Below are 19,641 nucleotides of genomic sequence, written 5' to 3'. Positions count from 1 at the left end.
CCGTTACCGCTGGACTCCGTGCACAATCCGGTCCGGGCAGAGGCACCCACGCCCATACGATGATCATGAGACTTCTCGCCGTGTCCTGGGAACGGGCCCGCAGAGCCGAGCCACTGAGGCCGATCTCCACACCTCACTCCCCGGTATCCACCTGTCCAACCTTGACGAACGGCGCGCCCGCAGCGTCCTCGGCACCCCCTCTACGGACACGCCAGCCAAGCGGTGTGCGCTCGGTGCGAAGGGCCTATCGGTGGAGTCGACGCCCGGCACGCTCTGGAACTCGGGCAGCGCCAGGACCAAGGGCTGCCGGTGGAGTCCTGGTCCGGCGCCCTGCCGGCGGAGCGGCGTGAGCAGCTGGAGGACATCGACCCGTCATGGTGCCCGGCCTAGCTGGTGGAGTGGCAGCGCGCCTTCCAACTCGTCCGGCAGCACCTGGAGGAGGTCGGCGGCGCGCTGCCGACCGAGCCCGGAAAGGTGATGCGCCAGGGCGAGGGCCTCGGGCGGTGGGTGCGGGCACAGCGGCTCGGGTGGGACAAGCTCACGACCGTGCAGCAGTGGATGTGTGAGCAGGTCCTCGGGATCACACCCGCGACCGAGGAAGAGAAGCCGACCCCGCGCCGTACACAGGCCGACAAATGGGCGCTGAACTACGCGGCCGCCAAGCAGTTCTTCGAGCGCGAGGCCACCTGCGGGTCCCTCGGAAGCACGTCGAACGGATCGTCGGCGAGGACCAGCAGGAGCGGGAGCTCCGGCTCGGGGCGTGGGTCGGGAACCAGCGCTCCCGGGCGGCGACGCTGACGCCGGAGCGGATGGAGCAGCTGTCCGCCATCGGAATGCGCTGGACATAACTGGTCAGCGGGCGCGGAGCCGGACAGGGTGTTTCTGTCCGGCCCCGCTGCGGTTTTTCAGTCGCCGGCTTCCTCTTCTGGGGGCGCGTCTTCAAACGGCCCGTCACCGGATTCGATCGGGAGCATCGGGACGAGTCGGTCTGTGTCGGACAGTTCCAGTGCCCGGTGGATGCCGTCGATCGGAGGGGAGTCGTTGTCGGTGACGATGATCTGCAGGCGGTCGACGTGTTCGGTGGCGGTGCGCAGGAGGCTGGCATACATCTTGCGTAGACGTTCGAGGTCGACACCTTCGTGACCGACGTTGCTGCTGATGCCGTCGATGATCAGGAGGTTGGGCAAGGGGATGTCGGGGTCGTTGAGTGCCATGTGCTGGTGCGCGAGGACGTGGGCGACGTTGACCAGTACCTCGACGCCTTGCGATTGCAGGTCAGCGAAGGGGCGACCGTCCACGACAGGCAGGTATGTCTTCTTGTTGATGTAGGAGCCCGGCTCGCCGTCGAAGCGAGGAGCGTCGAAGCTGCGGAGGGCGGCTTCGAAAGCGCCGTCGAGTTTCCGCAGGCGCCCACTGACGACCTGGTTGCTGTGGCGAGTGGCGTCGATCTTGCTGTTGAGGTCTTCTTGCTCGCGTTCCAGTTCGGCAACTCGTTCGGCCTGTCCTGCTAGCCGGTCGTGGAGGGCCAGGCCGTCGTCCAAGCGGGCGAGATGCTCCTCCAGGCGAGCCTGCTGAGCGGCGATGCTTCGGATGCGATCTGCCTGGTCGGTGATGTAGGTGGACGTTGCTCGGTCCAGTTCGGCACCGAGGTCTGCCCGGTGCTGAGTCTGGGTAGCCAGGGCTGTCTGCAGCTGAGCGAGGCGGCGGGTGCTCCGAGCGATGAGTTCTTCGGTTTCTGTTACCTGCTCGATTACCCGGTCTTGTTCCGCGGCCAGAGAAGAAGGCGCGGGCAGGTCGGGTGGGGTCTGGAGACAGAGCCGGCAGGTGTGCTCGTCTCCCCTGTCCTGTACACCGGATCCGCAACGGGGGCAGGTGTGGAACTCAAAGTCGTTGAGGAGTCGCTCGGCGACCAGAGCGCGGGTGAGCCGGCGACTCTGGGCGATGAGTTGTCCGTGCAGTTCTTGGAGGTTAGTGACGGAGACGGCTTCGGCCTCAGTCGCACCGGCGATCCGGGCGATCTCTGCTTCCGTCTCGGCGATCCGTTCGCGGAGGGTGACGGTGATCGGCCCGGTTAGGTTGATGTCTCCTGTGAGGTGGAGGTCGGCTTGCCGGGCGTAGGTGAGCTTCCGCTCGGTCTCCTGGCGCTCGACTTCCAGCTGGGCGCGGGAGGCGAAGGCGGTGGTCAGGAGGATCCGTTCCAGGGTGTTCGCATCTGCGGTGAGGGCTGCCAGCTCTGTGGTGACTTCGCGCAGGCGGTCGCGTAGGCCGGCTGCCTCGGGGTCGTAAAGGCCGTAGAGGATTTCGAAAACGTACTTGCGCTTGATGTTCTTGGAGTAGTTGTCCGGGGTTCCGAAGACGGAGGAGTCGATCTCCTTCTGCCTGAGGACGCAGTACATGAGGTAGTCGCTGATAGTGACGGGAACCAGGGGGCTTCTGTCGTCGTTGGGGGCGCGCGGAACACGAAGTCGGGGCAACGTCAATACGTCGCGCCACCAGTCACGGAATGTCGCGTCGTACCCGGCTTGGAGCTGGCTGGCGGGCAGCCGCCATACTTCTCGGCGGCCTTCGACTTCGGCGATCTCCACCATGGCGGTCGCTGTCGTGACCAGGGGACGGACGATGCGGAATCTGCGATCTCCGACCAGCACGGTGCCAGCGATCGTTCGTCCTCGAAGCTCGGGGACGACGCTCACGTCAGCACCTAGCAGGGCTCGCAGGCAGCTTACGGTGGCGGTCTTGCCGCCGCTCATGGAACCCACGATCGCGTTCATGCCGGGTTCGAAGCGGATCGTGCGACTGGTGCCAACCAGGGTGATCTCTTCGATACGGAGTCTCATAGGTGGGTCCCCCAGTCCGCCTCGACGATGTCGGGGAACGTCTCATAGATCAAATTCTTCAAGGTGATGCCGGATAGGTTGAAGTGCCGGCGCAACAGCACGGCCCGGTCGCGTACCGGGCGCCAGCTCTCACTTTCGGCGAGAGCCTGCGCCACGTGATGCCCAGCGGGGGTTGTGCAGTAGGTCGCGATGGCATCCTCGTGTTTGGGCTCGATGAGTCCTTTGCCTGTAAGGGCGCCAAGCAGCGCGTAGTAGGCGGGGTCCCATGGCCCGTACCTGTAACGGATCATGCTCTGCTCGATCGTTCCGGTTAGCCACGGGTTCTCGCCAGCCTCGACGTCGGGCCGTCGGACAGCCATGAGTCTGTTGAAGCGGTCCGGGTAGCGGAGCAGGAAGTCAAGCTTGGCCAGCTTCATGCGCCCTTCGATGCCCTTGCCCGCCTTGGTCTCCGAGAAGACGTCGATGAGAAGTAGCAAGCGGGCTTGCGCATCGGCCGAAGGCGGCCTGGTGGGGGGCACGGCGGTGGTCGGCGCGGTAGCGCTAGGAGGCATCTCGATCGCTCCCCCAATCGAACTTGCACTCGTCCGAGATCGCGCATGCTCTGCCCATCAGGAGCACACCGTCCTGGGCGTAAAGGGGGTGGCGGTCGTACGTGCCGGGGCTGGCGTCGAGCATGCGCTGGAGCTCGTCGAAGATGGCGTCAGCGGGCTGGGGCTGTCCTCTGTGGGACCGGCCGGCGCGGCGGGCCAGCAAGAGCAGACGCTGGTCGAGGTCGATCTCGATGGCCTGGTCGCCGGGCCAGGCCCCCAAGGCCAGCTCTTTGAATCGGTGACGTTCAGCGTGGGCACGGAGCATCTGTGCTTCCTCGATGACCTCCCTGGAAGCCGCGCCCGCCCGGAGCTTGCGAACCAGCGCGGTTTCGGGACCATGCAATTGCTGGGACAGATCTTCCAGCAGAACGTGGTCGGGGCGAGTCAGGCGCTGGCGTACGTCGGCAACCGTCCCCGCCGAGAGGCGTTTGTTCAGCACGGCTGGGGGCGGACTGTCAAGGACCAGGAGCTCTGTCCACCGGGCTACGGGAAGTCCTTGGGTCGCATCGCGGGTACGCCGGAGCAGCTCGTTGTAGAGGGCGTCGATCATTTCCATGGTGAGCTTCGGTCCGAGATCCGCCAGGACCCGCGTGTTGCGCAGCTCAATGTCGCCGCGTCGTGGAAGCGTCCTGATACGTACCAGGGGGAGAAAGTCGGTGAGTGCGTTCTCTTCGACCTTCAAGTGCGTCGCGACCCGCTGGCGGCACGCCGCGTTGTCGCCGCCCTGCCCCTTGGACAGAGCCACGACCGCCTCGTCGGCTGGGTCGAGAGGACCCTCGATGCCCGCGGTCAGCTGATAGGTAAGGCCGGTTCCCGCCACCGTTTCATGGGTGCGCCACAAGCTCTTCAGGGGCTTGCTCGCGAGCACGTCTCTGAGCGTCCAGGGCTCCACGGCATCTCTGGTTTTGATCTGCTGGAAGTCCCAGAATGCCCCATCGTCGACGCACCGGGGATCACCACGGCGGGCCACGACTATGTCCTCGATGTGCTCGCAGGTCACGTGGGTGACCGATCCGCCAGCAAGCATCTCCAGGACCGGCTGCACGGCGATGTGCACCTGGTATTCAAACCGCCGCACCACACCTGACCCTGTGTCATCCGGTGCTTCCAGATCTATCGGATCGGCCATTCGCCCCCCTCTCGTTACTCCCCCAAGCACGCAGCGTAAGGGGTCTGTGATCGTCAGTCGACAGCCGGGGAGATCCGGTCCGCTGTGCTCAGGAGAACCTGAAGCACGAGAGCCAGCAGTCGACTCCTTCGCGGTCCCGAGCACTTCCGGCTCAGCCCCGTGGTACGTGCGGCCCGAACCTGGATCTCAAGAGCAGTTCCCCGCACGGAGCCGAGCTGCGGTTCGAGGACGGCTGGTTCGCCGGTGTCCGTGACGTCGCCAGCCACCTACGGCACATCGCCGACACCACAGCCACCACCGGGCGAGGGCGCGCCGCGTCCAGCGCCATGCTCCTCGCCCACCTCCAGCAGCCCTCCTCCCCCGCCCCGCAGGAGGACCCGGTGGAGGAGGACCCGGCCCCGGCTCCGGCGCTGGACGCGAAAGACGTCCTGGCGACTGCGGAACGCTCCCCGTGGGCCCTGGCCGCCCCAGGGACGCGGCACTGGCCGGATGGGGAGTTCCTGGACGTCGCGCTGCGCACGGTGCGCACCGAAGAACGCCAGGGCTACATCGAGCGCCTGGAGGCGTTCGTGGAGCAGCACCGCGCCCGCCTGGAGGAACTGCTGCGCGCGTACGGGCCGGGCAGTCAGCCCGCCTCCCACGGCCGGTACGCACTGATCGGGCAGCCGGAGACCCTGGTCATCCTGGAGCGGATGGAGACCAACCCGTTCGGTCTGCGCAGCGAGTGGGAGAAGGAGCTGGAGACCGTCTTCCTAGACGACCTCGAGTTCGCGTGGGGTCCAGGCATCCGCCTCAGCCGGTGAGCAGCCGGAACGGGCAGCGGGGCCGGGCAGGGTGATCCTGTCCTGCCCCGCTGTCGTCGGTCAGCCGAAGTTGAGCGTGCCCGGACGCGGCGTCAGGGTGTGTCGCCGGACCAATCCCAGCGGTTCCGCTCGCCGGGCCGCGGGTCGTACAGGGCGCGGACGCCGGCGCCGAACTGCCCGAGCTCCGTCGTCAGGGCGACGCCGGTCTGGATCTCGTCCGCTGTCCAGCCGGTGATGTCGAGCAGCAGCCCGTCGAGCGGGCCGCCGACCAGTTCGACGTAGTCGCGGTGCGGGAGCGGGCCCGGGTGGTCGTGGTCGGCGCCGTAGACCCGGCCGCGCAGCAACTCCTCATCCCTGTCCATGGGTCTCAGCCTCCCAGCCACCACCGACAGCCGGGCCCTGTACGTGGTCCCATCGCGCCTGTCCGCCGCCGGCGGCGGACGAACTCGTCTCAGCGAGGCAGCTCGGTGTCGAACAGCTTGATCACCGAGGTGACGAGCATCAGGGCGTAGACAGTGTTGATGCGCGAGTACTGGGTCTTGGAGACGCCGTGGGTGCTGGGGTGCCTGCCGAACGTGCGGGGGATCGCGTCCCCCTTGGCGGGGTAGTACTTGGCATGCGCGTACCAGACGGGGGCGAACGTGCAGGCCACCTTGAACTTGTAGGCGTCCAGCTTGAACTTGACGCCATCCTTCTTGAAGTCGTTCCGCGTGAGCTGGACTCGCAGGGCGCTACTGAGGTGGCGCTGGAGGACGGAGTCGAGCAGGTTGGCCGCCAGGGCCTGGGCCGCGCTGGTGTGTCCATCCCGCAATGCGTTCACGACGTCCAGGGCGAAGCTGCGGGCATCCTGGAGGGCTGGGTGCTTGACCTCTTCGAGAACGTCCTCACAGTCGTTGGTGATGCCCTTCCAACGTTGCCCGATGAGCCGTCGGCGGGCAGCACCATCAGGAGCTCCTAGTAGAGCCTGAACGGTGCCCGGTCCGGGAACCCACATGAGTGGGATTCCCTCGTCGACGAGAAGTGTCTCCATCTCGTCGAGCCCGGGTGTCACCTCTCGCAGGTTCTCCGGGTAGATACTCCGGGCCGCTTCGGCCATCGACGAGAAGACCTGATGCCAACGCGCGGTCTGGAAATACGCCGACGTAATCGGTTCGAGGGCCTGTGTGATCGCGTCGTTGAAGCCGGTCAGGTCAGCGACCTGGGAACGCATGGCCTCTATCGCGGTGGTGAGCCCCGGAGTCGGGATGGCTACGCGTGGGACGGCAAACTTCGAAAGGCGAGCGGCCTCAGCGGCGAACCTGGACAGATGGCTCTGATATTCGAGGTACGGCCTCAGCGGATTGAGGATCGACTCGTAGACGCCGGAGAGGTCCGGAACGTAGATACCAGACAAATCTGGCAGGCCAATGCGGGAAAGATCTGCCTCGCCATCCGGCTCGTCCTCCGACTCCGGCTCCGGCTCGTCCTCCGGCTCCGGCTCCGGCTCCGGCTCCGGCTCCGGCTCCGGCTCCGGCTCCGGCTCCGGCTCCGGCTCCGGCTCATGCTGCTCGCTCATGGCCACATGCTTGCACACCGCAGGCGGAGCAAGTCGCACATTTTGCTCAGCTTCCGGCGTGGTAAGTGCGGCCCGAACTCCTATCAGCCTCGCCTATCAGCAGGCCCGTTCACCTGGGAAAACAGGGGGCGGACCTATCAGGGTCACGGCCGGACTCACCATGGTGACTTGCACTCACCAGCCGCATCCCGTACGGCTCGTGCAGGCGACCCGCAACCCGTACGGACAGGCCGAGCGGAAAGGAAGGGGCGGCCCGGTGGTACTGCTCCCAGAACGCGCTGGGCACCGGGCCTCGCCCGCGCACGCCATATCGGCGCGGGCTGTGCCCGACCCTACCCGGGTGCGGCGGGGCGTAGGGCCGAGAGGGGTGGCGGGGGCGGGGTCGGCCGTGGTCCTGGCGGGCGAGGAGTAACCCAAGTACTGACCCTTGCAGGTCACAGCGGTGCGCGGCGGCTTGGTAAGGCCGGTGGTAAGTGTGGTGGTGGGTGGAGGCCCTGTACCCGTCGGCCGGTCAAAGGCCGGTGTTGGCGGTGGCGAAGACGAACAGGTTGCCGACTCCCTTCATGGCAGTCGACTCACTCACCATCCCTCGACAGCTCAAGGCCCGGACCAGGCGTCCGGGCCTTCCTCGTGCCCCGGGATCGTTCCTCCCGGTCGCTGCTGCCGGGATCCCGGCCTTCGGCCCCTGCGGGTTGAAGAAGCCGTGCCCGCCAGGACGAGACGCAAGCACCTGAGTCCTGTCACTGTCCGCCCGCCATGTCGAACTGACGCTGGAGGCAGTACCGATGACCACCCGCCAGACGCCCGGGGCACCATTCGCGCCGATCGCCGCTACGCTGGACACGCAACCTTGGGCCAGGGCTACGACCCCACAGGGACGCTCTCACGCAGAGAGCCGCAGGACCGCCGACCGCGAGGCGCTCACCACCTCCACGCGGACGACACCACAGCAGGTGTCCGCTGTCCTCGATTCCTCTGCTCAAGGGAGCAGCATCATGACCCGGGACAACGTTCCCGCGCCCGCACAGCCGCCCGTCCCCGCGCCCGTCCCGCAGCAGCCTGTCCCGCAGCAGCCCGCTGTCGGTGCCGGCCTGACCGCCGCGATAGCGCAGGGCGCCGCCCAGGGGGCCGCCCGGTCCATCACGGCCCGGCTGGTGGACAAGTTCCTCACCAACCCGCCCGACTGGCTCAGGGACCTGCGGCACGCCCTGCGGCCCTGGGAGTAACCGCCACGGTCGGGCAGGACGTCCTGCCCGACCGTGCTCTCGATCCGGACGTCAGCCGCGGAAGCGGGAGAGCCAGGTGCCGCCGGCCTTCCGCTCGGGCACGGCCCGGTCGTGCTTCTCATGCTCGGGCACGGCCTGCACGGCTTGGCGCTCGGCGGCGTGGGCGCGCTGCTTGCAGTCGTCGCACAGGTGCGGGTGGGTCTCGCGCGGGGCGCTCCACCCGGCGGGCTCGATGGCCTTCCACCGTTCGTCGGTGAACCGGGTGCCGCAGTCGGCACACACCGGACGGCGGGCCTCCTTCTCGGCCTTGTGCTGGGCGGCGATGCGGCGCAGCTCCTCCTGGTGCTCGCGCTGGCGGGCGTCGTACTCGGCCTGCTGGCGGGCGTCGTGGGCTTCGCGGCGCGGGTTGCCGATCGCCTCGAGGAGCGTCTGGTTGTGCGGCCGGCCGAAGCGGCGGAAGACCGCTCCGGCCGGGCCGTGCTCCTGGAGCTGCTTCATGCCGGTGACGATGATGGGCAGCTTGCCGTCGTACATGTGGAAGCCGCCCTCGTACGCGGTGCCCTTCCAGTGCCGCTCGGTCAGCCCGGCCAGCTGCGCGACGACGGTGCCCGGGTTGCGCGGGCCGATCCGGTTGAAGACGAGCAGCAGCGGCGGGTGCGGCTGGTCGCCGCGGCGGCCGTCGGGCACCCACCAGCGGGTGCGCCACATCGGCCGCTCCTTGCCGTCGATGTCCTTCACCTTCCGCTGGGAGAACCGCATGTACTTGTCGATCTTCGCGGCGAGGACCTGAGCGGACTCGAAGCAGTTGTCGATCTCCACGAACAGCAGCGGCACCCCATCCTCGGGCGCGGTGATGACGATGTCCGCCTGGGCGCCGCCCTTGCCCGGGTTGGACCAGGTGCCGGTCGCGGGCAGCGCCACCTCGGTCGCGTAGGAGGCGATGGTGCCCAGGCCGGCGGGCGCGTCGAAAGCGGCCTGCGCGGTGGCGCGGACGTCGGCCGGCTCGCCGGTGAGCTCGGCGAGGTCCGGCTTCGGGCGCAGCAGGGCGAGCACGGCCTCGTTGACCGTCATCGGGTGAGAGGCTCCGGTGCGGCCGGCGCCGCGGGCCGTGTCGCCCATCTTCCCCACCGGCCGTCCCAGCTCGCGAGCGGCGGCCTTCAGGCCCATCGGGGTGAGGTTGCGCAGCCGGTCCCCGCCAGGGGCGGGCGCTGTTGCTCTCGCCTGCAGGTAGGAGGACAAAGCATCCTCGGTTCACAGCACCGCGAGGACGAAGGTCAGCAGCGCCAGGGACAGGGTGGCACTGCCCGCAAAGGCCACGGCACCGCGCAGCAGAGCGGTGGCATAGGTGGCTCCGTCGATACGAGCGAGCAGACCGGCCGCTGCTCCTACGAGCATGCAGAAGAGACCGACGACCGCGAGGAGCAGGACCAGGAGCATCAGGTGAATGGATGAGGTGTTCATGCCTTCTTCCCAGGACAACCGACGACGGGGACTTCGGTGAATTTCGCGGTTCTGGTGTTCACCGGGGTTCAGGGCGAACAAAGATGAACGAAGACGGTCGCCTGGGAGACGGAGAAGCAGGACATGGGGGACGTGCACGAGGATCCGCTGGCGGAACTCGCGCTACTGCTGCGCACCCTCAGGGCGCAGCGGGGTCTGCAGATGGGTGGGTTGCAGCAGCGGACCGGGCTGGGGCGGACAACGGTCAGCCAGGCGCTGAACGGCCAAGTGGTGCCCTCCGAGACCACACTGGTGGCCCTGGCGAAAGCCTTGGGGGCGGATGTGGGCCCGCTGCTGGCCCTTCGCGAAGCCGCTGCCCGCGTACCCCAGGTGTACCAGGGCTCTCCAAGGAGAGTCACCCGCAGGCCGGTGCGGCCCAAGGTGCAGCCCTCGTTCGAGGAGCGGTACCTCAGCTACGTGACGGAACGGCATTCCCAGCTGACCGTCGTAGGGCTGGACCTGAGCCGACCGGAACGTGCGCGCTGGCCGCTGGACGCGGCGTACTTGAGCTTGGAACTGGCGGAGCGGCCGGAAGACTGGCCTGCAGGCAGCGAGGAATCGAACCGGCCATCCGTCGTGGTGAAGCGTGCCGAGCACGCGTTGGCCGACTGCCGGCGCGTTCTTCTGCGAGGGCTCGCCGGCAGCGGAAAGACAACACTGCTGCAGTGGCTGGCTGTCGCCACGGCGCGCGATGAACTGCCGGCAGAACTGGCAGACTGGCGGGGGCGGATTCCGTTCATCCTGCCGCTGCGGACGCTGGTGAGGCGTGGACCCCTTCCAGAGCCACACGATTTCCTGTCTGCGGTCGGCAACCCCCTGGCCGCCTCACAACCTGAAGGCTGGGCCGATGACGTACTCGCCAGAGGCGAGGCACTCGTCCTGGTCGACGGCATCGACGAGGTTCCTCAAGAGCACCGGGGCGCCACGCGGGACTGGCTCGAGCGGCTCCTGGCGGCCTACAGGGACGCACGGTTCGTGGTCACCACGCGTCCGTCCGCTGTACCAGAAGGCTGGCTGACTTCGTCGCACTTCACCGAACTGTCAGTACGGCCCATGAGTACCGCTGACATTGGAGTCTTCGTCGGCCGGTGGCATACCGCCGCCCGGCACAGTGCAGCGACCGACGCCGAACGGTCACAGCTGAATGATCTAGAAGCAGCGCTCCAGGTGACAGTGCGTGCTCAACGTGACCTGGCGCAGTTGTCCAGCACACCCCTGATGTGCGCGCTGATCTGCGCACTGCACCGGGACCGCCGCGGTCACCTGCCCCACAGCCGCATGGAGCTCTACGAGGCAGCACTGTCGATGCTGCTCGTGCGCCGCGACCTCGAGCGCAGCATCGATGTCCCAGAAGGTATTCAGCTCACCGAACACCAAAGCGTCCAGCTACTGCAGCGCCTGGCCTACTGGCTCATCCGCAACCGCCAGACAGAGATGGAACGGGCCACCGCCATGGCCCTGGTCGACAACGCGCTGCCGGCCATGCAGGCCGTGGCCGAGCAGGGCACAGCCGACCAGGTCCTGACCCACCTGGTCGGCCGCAGCGGGCTCCTGCGCCAGCCCACCGCGGACACCATCGACTTCGTCCACCGCACTTTCCAGGACTACCTCGGGGCCAAAGCCGCCATCGAAGTCCACGACTTCCCCCTGCTGGTCAACAACGCACACGACGACCAGTTGGAAGACGTCCTGCGCATGGCCGTCGCCCACGCCCGCCCAGCCGAAAGCGCTGATCTACTCCGCCGCCTCGTAGAACGCGGTGACGCTGAAAGCGAACACAGGAACAGACTCCACCTCCTGGCAGCCGCCAGCCTGCAGTACGCCACCGAAATCGAACCCGACGTCCGCAGACTGGTCGAACAACGGGCGCGTGTCCTGATGCCTCCCCGCTCCCCGGAAGAGGCGACGACACTGGCCGCGCTCGGGCCAGGCATCCTGGATCTACTGCCGGGACCCCAAGGCCTGAAACACGACGAAGTAGGCCCCGTCATCCAGACTGCCGCCACCATCGGCGGCGACCATGCTTACGCCTTCCTCAGCCGCTTCGCTCAGTCACTGGCTCATGAGTCAGCACCCTACGAACTCGTCAACGGCTGGAAGAACTTCGATTCTGACCCATACGCACGGGACATCCTGCTCCCCTTCAGGGACTGCCTACCTCTAGTCGTACACACTCATGAGCAGCGCAACGCCCTGCGGCTACTGGCCCCCATTTACGATGTCACGTTTCAAGAAGCTTTCACCGCAGAAGAAATGATCGAGCATATCTCCCCCGAGCACACCCATACACTGAGAATCTATTCCGGAAAATTGCTGACAGATTTGAAATTTGTCCGCCAACTCCCAGCGCTGAACGAACTCGCCCTATCCGAGTGCAGCCAACTCACACACATCGATGACCTTGCGGGGCTATCACTGTCAGAATTGCACCTCTTGCAGTTTCCAGACGAATCCTCCTTCGACGCTCTGGCTTCACTGCCGGAACTCACAAAGCTTGCTCTCTACACCCGCCTGCCGTGGGGCAGCCTGGAGGAGATGCCCGCACCTCTGGACTTGACTGAACTGCGCCTAGCCCGTTGGATTGATACGCCCCTGCGAGGCGTCTCCAAGTGGCAATTCCTGAAAAGCTTGGTGATCAACTCGGGACCGACACCTGCAGAGTGGAGAGAAATCTCCTCCCTACCACACCTAACGGAACTCTATATTTCCGAGTACGATCTCGCGCAGACCGCACCCATACCCCACGTGACACACCTGAATTTGTCACCCCTCGATGCAGATGCGCAGCTACACCTGGTCCCCGACGCATTCCCCAACCTGAAGAGCGTTTTCGTCAACTGTCGCGCATCGCTACCCGACGCCACCGACATCACTCCCCTTAAACGAATCGAAGGACTGCAAGTATCTCTGCACTATGCGGAGAGCATCGTCGGCCTGGAAGAATTTGACTCAGATACTGTTCGCATATATCCACGACCCCGAACAGCAGGTACTTGAATCGCCATTCAGCTCCCATGCGCGCGAACGCAGTCCATAGCCCCCCGTGAAGTACCGTCAGGCCACGCGGCTCTGCTCGCCCTACCCTGCGAGGCTCACCCTCTCCCAGCAACCAGAACAAACGTCGCTCGCGCTCCCCGCCTCTAGATAATGGACGTGCGGGCGGTGGACTCCGTGGCGCTGCTGGACCCGAAGGGGGCGCCGCACGACATCGTGCAGGCGATCGGGCGGGCTCTGCGGCAGAAGCCGGGGCAGGGGAAATTGGCGTCTTTGATCGTTCCCATTTTTCTCGCGCCGGGTGAGACGCCGGAGGACATTTTCACCTCCGGTTCTTACCGTGCTTTGGTGCGGGTGCTTGAGGGATTGCGGGCGCACGACGAGGAGGCGGTGGAATTGCTGGCGATTCCGCAGGAGCCTCAGAAAGCGATGGTGGAGCCGTCGACCTATCTCGGAGATGCGCCCGAGGAGGGCGAGGAGGAATCGCGTCTGCTGCTGCGGTTCTCGTCGCAGCGGGACCCGGGGATGGTCGCGGACTGGGTCAGCTTCAACGTGATCGACACGGAACGGCAGGACTGGGCGCGCGGCTGGGCGAACCTCAAGAAGTTCTCTCAGCGCGAGGGGCACGCTCAGGTGCCGTACGACCACCGGGAGGGCTCGTATCCGCTGGGGGCGTGGGTGTCGGAGCAGCGGCGGGCCTACAAGGCGGGGCAGATGAACGGGACGCGGGCGCGGCGCCTGGAGGCCCTGGGGATGGCGTGGAAGGCGGCGGACGACCGGTTCCTGGAGAACCTGGCGGCGGCGCGGGTGTACATGGCGAAGCACTGGACGCTGTGCGCGCCGAGGGACGCGATGGTGCTGGACCGGCCGGTGAGTCAGTGGCTGTCGAACCTGCGGCGGCCCGGTGCGCTGGAGGGGCGGCCGGAGTGGGCGGCGGCCCTCGCGGAGCTGGACGAGGACTGGAACCCGTCGTGGCCGGTGGTGTGGCAGCGGCACTTCGGCGCGCTGCGGGACCTGGTGCGCGACGAGGAGGGGCCGGCCGTGGTGGAGCCGGGCGTCACGGTCCACGGGATGGACATCGGGCGGTGGCTCGCGCAGCAGCGCCGGCCGCAGGTGTGGGCGGCCCTGACGGACGGGCAGCGCGAGCGCCTGGAGGACGTCGGCGTCGTCCCGCCCGCCCCGGAGGTCGAGGCCCCGCCCACCATCGAGACCGCGGCCGAAGAGGAAGCCTCGGCGGCCGCCCAGGCGCCCCGTGGCGCCTTCGAGCGGGGCGTAGCGGCGCTGGCCCAGTACCGGGCCCGTACGGGCTCCGTGACCGTCCCCAGGGGCCACGTGGAGGCTCTGGCGGGCGGCGTCGAGGTGAAGCTGGGGGTCTGGCTGTCCAACACGAAGTCCCGGCAGGCCGGACTCGCTCCCGAGCGGCGGGCCGCGCTCACCGACCTCGGGCTGGAGTGGGCGGCCGCGGAAGGGGCGGTGTGATGAGCGCGGGCGACCAGGAGGCCGCGGAGCAGCGGGTGCGGGATGCCGTGCGGCGGCGTGCCCGGGCCGACCGCGCCAAGCTGGTCTCGCGGCCTGTGGCGACCTGGGCGAACCGCCCTTGCCGGACGTCCGCTCATGGCCGCCGCGGCAGTCGGCTTCCTGGCCAGCGTCAGCGCTTGATGCGCCCGCGGATGGCGAGAACGGCGAGGGCGAGGAGGGTGGGTTCGAGGATGCGGGAGGTCATCTCGATGTAGGTGCCGGTGGTGGTGAGGTCCTGGCCGCTGGAGCGGAAGACCACGGAGTTGAGCGTGACGTTCAGGGCCTTGTCGAAGCGTTTGCTGGTGAACCTGTCCCCGGTGGGGTTCTTCGGGTCCTGCTTGTCGATGACGAAGGTGACGGTCCCGCCGCCCGCCGGGACCGTGCCGGTCGCTTCCTGTTTCGGTGACGACGTCGGCAGGCCGAACGCCATCAGCAACACGATGGTGGCGAGCATGGCGGCAGCGAGCCAGCCCAGGGCGCGGCCGGCGCGGAGGCCGTAGCCGGAGAGGAGCCAGTACGCCCACAGCAGGCAGCGTTCGGCTCTCGGGGTGCCGGTGCGGTCGTGACGGCGCATCTCGCACTCGCCGTAGTAGAAGTCGGCGGCGCCGGGTTCGTTCTTGCCGTCCTCGAACGCCTTGCGCAGCTGCCGGTACAGGGCGGCGACGTCGTCGGGGTCTGGGGTCCGGGCGGGGTCGGGGTGGTGCGGACCGGTACGCCACCGGCGGGGCTCCGGCGGAGCGCCGGCGGTGGCTGGGGGCTGTCCGGCTGTCTGCGCGCGCCAGTGGTGTTCCTCGGCCAGTGTGCGCCGGCGGGTCCAGTGGACGGGAACTATGCGCTTGCGATGCCAGCCGGTGGGGGTGGGCGCGAGGACGGTGCGGCCCTCCAGCCGGAGCTGGTCAAGGTGGAAGGCCCCGGAGAACAGGCAGTCGGACAGATCAGTGTCGGTCAGGACCAGGTGCGCGGCGTCCACGCCCTGCACCGACACCACCCGCACCGCCCCGCTCCCCGACAGCGTGCCCTCGTCCAGGAGCGTGCCGCCCACGGCGGTGAACGGGGTGGGGTGGGCGGTGACGGCGAGAGGGGCCTCCAGCACCGCGTGGCCGAGGTCCACGGCAGCGTGACGGACCCGGACGGTCGCGGTCGACTGCCAACGAGTCCGCGTGCACACAACCTTCCTCGCCGAGATCTCCAGCGTCACCGGCGCTTCGAACACCGCCCCCGACAAATCCACCAGCCCTCCGCACACCACCGGTCCCCATCCCGAAGTCGCCGAGAACTGCGCCCCGCCGAACCAGGCGCTGCCGGAGAACTGTGCCTCCTCGAACCGGGCGACGCCGGAGAACTGTGTCCCATCGAATCGGGCGTCCTCGGAGAAGTGCGCCCTGTAGAACCAGGCGTCGCCGGAGAAGTGCGCCTCGCCGAATCGGGCGTCCCTGGAGAACTTTGCCCGCCCGAACCAGGCGACGCGGGAGAACTGCGCCTCCCTGAACCGGGCGGTGCGGGAGAACTGTGCCCTCTCGAATCGGGCGTCCCCGGAGAACTGCGCCCCGTCGAATCGGGCGTCCCCGGAGAACTGCGTCCTGTAGAACCAGACGGCGCCGGAGAACTGCGCCCCGTCGAATCGGGCGTCCCCGGAGAACTGCGCCTCGTCGAATCGGGCGAGGCCGGAGAACTGCGCCCGCTCGAACCGGGCGTCCTCGGAGAACTGTGTCCCGTCGAATCGGGCGTCCCCGGAGAACTGCGCCCCCTCGAACCGGGCGGTGCGGGAGAACTGTGCCCCCTCGAACCGGGCGAGGCCGGAGAACTGCGCCCCCTCGAACCGGGCGTCCCCGGAGAACTGCGCCCCCTCGAACCGGGCGTCCCCGGAGAACTGCGCCCCCTCGAACCGGGCGACGCCGGAGAACTGCGCCCCCTCGAACCGGGCGCCCCCGAAGAACTCCGCCCCGCCGAACCGGGCGACGCCGGAGAACTGCGCCCCCTCGAACCGGGCGACGCCAAGGCGGGGGTTGCCGGTGATGGGGTGGCAGACGGCGTCGAAAAGGCGGTTGAGGAGGTCTTCGGTGAAGGGGGTGCCGCAGTGGTTGATGTTGGCGCCGGGGGCCAGGCTGGCCAGGTAGGCGTCGCGGTCGGTGTCGGGCAGGTGGGCGAGGCAGGCGGTGTGGCCGGGGACATGGATGCCGCGGCAACCGAGGGGATCGGCGGGGCCGGCGCCGCGGGCGCAGTATGGCCAGGACGGGGGCGAGGGTGTGGTCATGGTGGCGGCTCCAGAAGCGAGGCACTGTCGATCACCGGGTCTATCAGTCCCCGCGCTTCCTTGGAGTCGGTTCGCAGAGGATCGCACGTCCTCTGGCGGCTCATCAGGAGCTGCGCCCTGCGAGGAGGTCTCGTACGGTCGCGGTGGAGCGGCGTACAGGACCGCTGCTCTCCGCCAGCTGGCGCCGGCCCCTCTTCGCCCCTCCCGAGGGGTCCGGCGCCCTCGCGGCCTTCCGGTCAGCAGCGGGTGTTCCGCAGCGGGGCCGTCCGAGGGACTACAGGCTCCGCAGGACTGTGACCACCTTGCCGAGGATGACGGCGTCGTCGCCCGGGATCGGCTCGTAGGCCGCGTTGTGGGGCATGAGCCAGACGTGGCCGTCCTCGCGGCGCAGGCGCTTGACGGTGGCTTCGTCGTCGAGCATGGCGGCGACGATGTCGCCGTGGTCCGCGCTGTCGGCCTGCCTGACGACGACGGTGTCTCCGTCGCAGATGGCGGCGTCGATCATGCTGTCGCCGACCACCTTCAGCGCGAACAGCCGGCCTTCGCCGACCAGCTGCTGGGGCAGGGGCATGATGTCCTCGACCGATTCCTCGGCCAGGATCGGGGCGCCGGCGGCGATCCGGCCGACCAGGGGGACAGCGGCTGTGACTGGCGCGGGCGTGGTCGGCGCGTGCGGGAAGTCCTCGGTCCAGCGGGTGCGGACGCTGTACGCGCGGGGGCGGCGGGGGTCGCGGTAGATCGCTCCCTTCCGTTCCAGCGCCAGGAGCTGGTGCGCGACCGAGGAGGTGCTGCGGAGCTTGACCGCAGCGCCGATCTCGCGCATGGAGGGCGGGTATCCCCGGCGGCTGGTCTCGCGCTCGATGAACTCGATGATCGCGGTCTGCCGGGGCGTCAGCCCATCGGGGTCGACCTGGATCCCGGGTGGACGACCGGGCCGACCTGCGGTTTCGGTGGCGCGCATGTGGTGCTTCCCCTCTGCGGGATTTTGCTTGAAGGGGACACTAACCCGCCATCTCGCACAAAGAGAACACTGATTCGATATCCCTCATCTCCGCCCTGCCGCTGTGGCCCACCAGGTGGTGGGCAACGCGAGGTGTTCTGGCCCGGTGCGGGCCCCGAGGTTCTGGCTGCCGCCGGGAAGACCCCGGTCCTTCCCGCCGCGGCAGAGAGCGGCGCCCGGCCGCAGGGAGCGGTCAGGCGCGGGAGAAGGCGGCGTCCTCGGTGCGGCTCCACTCCGCGTACTCCTGGCGCACGTAGGCGCGTCCGGTATCGGGCTCGTCGTCCCAGAGCGGATGTTCGGCCCGTAGGGGGCCGGCGGCGTAGACGCCGTCGGTCTCCGCGTCGAAGACGCGCAGCGCCGCCGCGGTGGCGCCGGCACGGTCCAGGGCGTGCTCGGTCTGGGTGACGGTGGCGCCGCCGCGCAGGTGGTCGAGTTCGGTGGCGTAGGCGCGGCGGTCGGCGAGCGCGGCCCGGCGCAGCAGGAGCAGCCGGCGGGCCATCGGGTCCGGGCGGCGTTGTCCGGCCGCCTTCGCTGCCGCGGTCGCGACGGCGAGGCAGGCCTGAAGGGCGGTGAGGGTCTCGTCCTCCTCGTGTTCGGGTGGGGCGGTGCGGTAGGCGTCGCGGTAGCCGGGGGCCGGGGAGGGGGAGGTGTCGTAGGGCGGCCAGGTCCTCCGGCACGCACGGCATCGCAGCACCTGCCGGCCCTCCACCGCGACCACGTCGGTCTTCGCGCTCGGGCACACCCGGCACACGATCGCCGGACGCTCCACCACCAGCTCCATCTCCGACTCCTCCGCTCGGCGTCGGCACCTTCCAGGCCGGCCCGCCGGAGCCTGCCCCTCAGAAATGCCCGGCACTCCCCCATCACCCGGACGGATGCCCCAAGCCCCGCCGCTCGGGCTCGGCGGGTGGCTGCCCGCCCCGTGCGCCCTGGCCTGTGTCAGCGGACAGGTTCCTCGCCTGCGAGGCCGTCCGCGTGGACGGTGCCGTCGTCGTCGAGGCACGGGTGAAGCGCTGCGGGGGTGTGGGGGCTGATGTCGGAGGGGCGTGGGCTCTCTGGTCCGTCGGGGCCCCAGCGCAGGAGGCGTCGGGAGCGGGTGATGCGGTAGACGGTGCCGGCCGCTTCGACCTGGTCACAGCGGCCGGCGCGCAGGGTGTCCGCGGCCCTCGCGTATTCCTTGAGCTCTGCGGCTGTCTCGTCGGTGGTGCCGGTGGGTGGGTTGCGGGCGTCGGCGGTGCGGTCGGCGTCGTAGGGGATCAGGCCGCGGGTGCGGGGTTCCATCCAGGTCAGGGCGAAGTCCAGGGTGCGGCGGGCGTCGTGGGCGGTGGCGTGGAGGCTGCTGCCCGCGGACCACTCGCCGTCGCCGGACCGCTCGGTGATCAGGAACGCCGCCGGCATCAGCAGGACGTCCGGATGGCTCTGTACGGCCCGTGCGGAATCGGCGAGGACCGTGTCCGGGAAGCGGATGCCGCTGTAGGCCAGGGGGCGCAGGGCGACGCGTTCCGCCGCCTGCAGCGGGGACAAGGGTGCGTCCGGATCGAGGACGAGACCGTCATCGACCCGGACGCTGCGCAGGCCGGGGCCCCAGTGGGGGGTGAGGGGTTCGGGGTCGGTCGGCCGCGGCGTCTCGATACCGCCGCGCTCGTCGACGGCCGCGTACTCCTCCGCCCGCACAACGCGGTAGCGGGTGCCCAGGACGGTGAGCTCGTCGACGGGCTCGGTCTCCAGGCGTGCGACCGCCGCCAGCAGCGCGCGGCGTTCCTGCCTGCTCGGCGCCTCGTCCTTGGCCCGGAACCAGAGCAGGGAGTTCAGCGCGTCGCGGGCGTACTGCGGACAACCGTGGGTGACCTCTACGACCACCCGCCACCGCCGCCCGTCCTGCGGGTCCTGTGCGGCGACGCCGAACAACGGGCCCCGCACCGCCAGGCCGCTGTAGCGGTCCACGGCATCGCGGGCATCAGCCTCCATCACGGCGTCCACGGGCTCCACCGGAACCCTCACCACCACCGGATCTCCCGGCCCCGCGTCCTGTTCGCTCATGCCGCCATCGTCCCGGCCCTGGTGCACTCGCAGCGCGGATTCCGCGAAATTCCACGCCGGTCCCGGGCCGATGAGGCATGACGGCGGTAGCGGTCGGAGGCTAAGACCGTGTCCTATGTGGTGAGGCGGTCGTTGAGACCGGCATGGGGCGGGGTACTTGGAGTTGGATTGTTCCGGACGGCTTGTGGGAGATCG

At 68.6% G+C, this 19,641-nt stretch carries 16 protein-coding genes; 5 read left to right on the top strand and 11 right to left on the bottom strand.

Annotation, left to right across the window (positions count from 1 at the left end; all coding sequences use genetic code 11):
- The first annotated feature begins 635 nt into the window (after positions 1-635).
- Entirely contained in the window at positions 636-848 is a 213-nt protein-coding gene (locus tag ACFW6A_RS34145; RefSeq protein WP_386477267.1) for a helicase associated domain-containing protein, read from the top strand.
- Positions 849-905: 57 nt separating this feature from the next.
- Here the strand turns inward: ACFW6A_RS34145 and ACFW6A_RS34140 are convergent, their stop codons facing one another.
- The 3 genes from ACFW6A_RS34140 to ACFW6A_RS34130 are packed head-to-tail and all read right to left on the bottom strand — an operon-like array spanning position 906 to position 4,556.
- Positions 906-2,837: a hypothetical protein gene (locus ACFW6A_RS34140; protein WP_386477270.1), complete on the bottom strand. Its 1,932-nt coding sequence runs from the start codon at positions 2,835-2,837 to the stop codon at positions 906-908.
- On the bottom strand, positions 2,834-3,355 hold the full coding sequence (locus tag ACFW6A_RS34135) for a hypothetical protein (protein ID WP_386477273.1): 522 nt from the start codon (positions 3,353-3,355) through the stop codon (positions 2,834-2,836). The genes ACFW6A_RS34140 and ACFW6A_RS34135 overlap by 4 nt, the downstream gene beginning before the upstream one ends.
- A 22-nt stretch (positions 3,356-3,377) precedes the next feature.
- The gene (locus ACFW6A_RS34130) at positions 3,378-4,556 is read right to left on the bottom strand and encodes a dsDNA nuclease domain-containing protein (protein WP_386477276.1); all 1,179 of its coding nucleotides are present in this window, start codon (positions 4,554-4,556) and stop codon (positions 3,378-3,380) included.
- A gap of 326 nt (positions 4,557-4,882) precedes the next feature.
- On the opposite strand from ACFW6A_RS34130, the gene ACFW6A_RS34125 reads away from it, so the two are divergent.
- Complete coding sequence (locus ACFW6A_RS34125; RefSeq protein WP_386477279.1) at positions 4,883-5,359, top strand: hypothetical protein; 477 nt, start codon at positions 4,883-4,885, stop codon at positions 5,357-5,359.
- A 92-nt stretch (positions 5,360-5,451) separates the two neighbouring features.
- On the opposite strand, the gene ACFW6A_RS34120 is transcribed toward ACFW6A_RS34125, so the two are convergent.
- Together ACFW6A_RS34120 and ACFW6A_RS34115 are read right to left on the bottom strand one after the other, a co-directional pair.
- The gene (locus ACFW6A_RS34120; protein ID WP_386477282.1) at positions 5,452-5,721 is read right to left on the bottom strand and encodes a hypothetical protein; all 270 of its coding nucleotides are present in this window, start codon (positions 5,719-5,721) and stop codon (positions 5,452-5,454) included.
- Between the two features lie 89 nt (positions 5,722-5,810).
- Positions 5,811-6,914 carry a hypothetical protein gene (locus ACFW6A_RS34115; protein ID WP_386645463.1) on the bottom strand — a complete coding sequence of 368 codons (1,104 nt, stop codon included), beginning with the start codon at positions 6,912-6,914 and terminating at the stop codon, positions 5,811-5,813.
- A 995-nt stretch (positions 6,915-7,909) separates the two neighbouring features.
- On the opposite strand from ACFW6A_RS34115, the gene ACFW6A_RS34110 reads away from it, so the two are divergent.
- Entirely contained in the window at positions 7,910-8,140 is a 231-nt protein-coding gene (locus tag ACFW6A_RS34110; RefSeq protein ID WP_386486276.1) for a hypothetical protein, read from the top strand.
- A 51-nt stretch (positions 8,141-8,191) separates the two neighbouring features.
- Here the strand turns inward: ACFW6A_RS34110 and ACFW6A_RS34105 are convergent, their stop codons facing one another.
- Together ACFW6A_RS34105 and ACFW6A_RS34100 are read right to left on the bottom strand one after the other, a co-directional pair.
- A complete protein-coding gene (locus ACFW6A_RS34105) occupies positions 8,192-9,379 on the bottom strand; it encodes a replication-relaxation family protein (RefSeq protein ID WP_386486279.1) in 1,188 nt (395 codons plus the stop codon).
- 12 nt (positions 9,380-9,391) lie between these two features.
- A complete protein-coding gene (locus ACFW6A_RS34100; RefSeq protein ID WP_386486282.1) occupies positions 9,392-9,601 on the bottom strand; it encodes a hypothetical protein in 210 nt (69 codons plus the stop codon).
- Positions 9,602-9,724: 123 nt separating this feature from the next.
- Between ACFW6A_RS34100 and ACFW6A_RS34095 the strand changes: the two genes are divergently transcribed.
- Together ACFW6A_RS34095 and ACFW6A_RS34090 are read left to right on the top strand one after the other, a co-directional pair.
- Positions 9,725-12,637, top strand: a complete 2,913-nt coding sequence (locus ACFW6A_RS34095; RefSeq protein ID WP_386645460.1) for an NACHT domain-containing protein — start codon at positions 9,725-9,727, stop codon at positions 12,635-12,637.
- 426 nt (positions 12,638-13,063) lie between these two features.
- Complete coding sequence (locus ACFW6A_RS34090) at positions 13,064-14,113, top strand: helicase associated domain-containing protein (RefSeq protein WP_386484849.1); 1,050 nt, start codon at positions 13,064-13,066, stop codon at positions 14,111-14,113.
- A 169-nt stretch (positions 14,114-14,282) separates the two neighbouring features.
- Here ACFW6A_RS34090 and ACFW6A_RS34085 read toward each other — a convergent pair whose 3' ends face one another.
- From ACFW6A_RS34085 to ACFW6A_RS34070, 4 genes are all read right to left on the bottom strand, one after another.
- Positions 14,283-16,406 carry a pentapeptide repeat-containing protein gene (locus ACFW6A_RS34085; protein ID WP_386645457.1) on the bottom strand — a complete coding sequence of 708 codons (2,124 nt, stop codon included), beginning with the start codon at positions 16,404-16,406 and terminating at the stop codon, positions 14,283-14,285.
- Positions 16,407-16,680: 274 nt separating this feature from the next.
- Positions 16,681-17,367, bottom strand: coding sequence for a transcriptional repressor LexA (gene lexA / locus ACFW6A_RS34080; protein WP_386484845.1), 687 nt, complete (start codon positions 17,365-17,367; stop codon positions 16,681-16,683).
- 232 nt (positions 17,368-17,599) lie between these two features.
- On the bottom strand, positions 17,600-18,187 hold the full coding sequence (locus tag ACFW6A_RS34075; RefSeq protein WP_386484843.1) for a hypothetical protein: 588 nt from the start codon (positions 18,185-18,187) through the stop codon (positions 17,600-17,602).
- Positions 18,188-18,345: 158 nt separating this feature from the next.
- A complete protein-coding gene (locus tag ACFW6A_RS34070; RefSeq protein WP_386645454.1) occupies positions 18,346-19,446 on the bottom strand; it encodes a DUF5954 family protein in 1,101 nt (366 codons plus the stop codon).
- Positions 19,447-19,641: the final 195 nt, after the last annotated feature.

Source organism: Streptomyces sp. NPDC058758 (assembly GCF_042746075.1).
Classification (GTDB): domain Bacteria; phylum Actinomycetota; class Actinomycetes; order Streptomycetales; family Streptomycetaceae; genus Streptomyces.
Note: the sequence above shows the minus strand (reverse complement) of the source record. Positions and strands in the feature narration are given on the sequence as shown.